The organism is Streptomyces alkaliphilus (assembly GCF_014141535.1).
Classification (GTDB): domain Bacteria; phylum Actinomycetota; class Actinomycetes; order Streptomycetales; family Streptomycetaceae; genus Streptomyces; species Streptomyces alkaliphilus.
Genome location: NZ_VKHT01001426.1, coordinates 1 through 957 on the forward strand (window position 1 = coordinate 1; position 957 = coordinate 957).

Annotated in this window: 1 protein-coding gene; it reads right to left on the bottom strand. The window is 71.9% G+C overall.

Translation table 11 applies throughout. The features are described 5' to 3' along the window. Nucleotides 1-53 precede the first annotated feature (53 nt). The gene (locus FNQ90_RS24885; RefSeq protein WP_143616869.1) at nucleotides 54-434 is read right to left on the bottom strand and encodes a helix-turn-helix domain-containing protein; all 381 of its coding nucleotides are present in this window, start codon (nucleotides 432-434) and stop codon (nucleotides 54-56) included. Between the last annotated feature and the right edge of the window lie 523 nt (nucleotides 435-957).

Sequence of the window (957 nt, forward strand, 5' to 3'; positions counted from 1 at the left end):
GAGCGGGATGGGGGGTGGGCGTTCGCCGGGGTCGAGCCGCCCGAGCCGGAGGCTCAGGCGGCGACGACGTCCACGGCTTCGGCAGGCGCCTCGATGGTGACGTGATCCTCGGGGCGCCGGGTGACGGAGGTCACCCGAACGGGGTTGAACATGGGACGCATCGGTGGCGGCACCGTGTCACTCGCGGCGGACCTGGCGAGCTCGGCGAGGGCCAGTTCGTCACTGACCTCCCGCATGAGCTCCGACATCCGGACGTCCAACGCGTCACAGATGGCGGCCAGCAGCTCGGAGGAAGCCTCCTTCTGACCGCGTTCCACCTCGGACAGGTAGCCGAGGGAAACCCGGGCGGATGAGGACACTTCGCGCAGGGTGCGGCCCTGACGTTGGCGCTGCCGACGCAGCACGTCACCCAGCAGGCGACGGAGCAGGATCATCGGTGGCTCCCTCCTCGGACCGTTGGCCTCGCTGGTTTCCATGCCCCACCGTACCGCCTCGGACTCCAACAGTGAGGGGATGGCCGTCGTGTTCGCTGAAGGCGCATGGCGGATCGAACTACTCCCGGGGGATGAACATCGGGCAGCCGCTCCGGGTGTCCCCGGGGCGGAAACGGATCGGTGTGCCGGCGACGCGCCGGGCGATCCGGCGACGGCGGGCGGAGCACCGTTCACGGTGGGGCGACACGGCGTCACCGTGCGGCGGATGGGCGTCCGCCGCTCGACGAGCCGTCCCTCACGACCGTACCCCGCCGGGGCGTCCCACACATCCGCCGACGGAAAAGGCGGAAAAAGTTCTGCCGGACGGACAAAGCGGCCGATCGTCGGGGTCGTGGTCCGGCTCGCCGCGAGCGGCCCGACCGGCACCGATCACGGCTCGGGGATCCCGCCCGCCAGCAGGGCCTCGGAGAGCGCCACCAGGACCGCCCGGCCGGCCGCCTCCCGGATCTCCCCCCGGCTCCGC

What these genes read in the sequence shown, in the direction of transcription:
- FNQ90_RS24885 (WP_143616869.1), bottom strand. Translation starts at nt 434, where the DNA reads ATGATCCTGCTCCGTCGCCTGCTGGGTGACGTGCTGCGTCGGCAGCGC.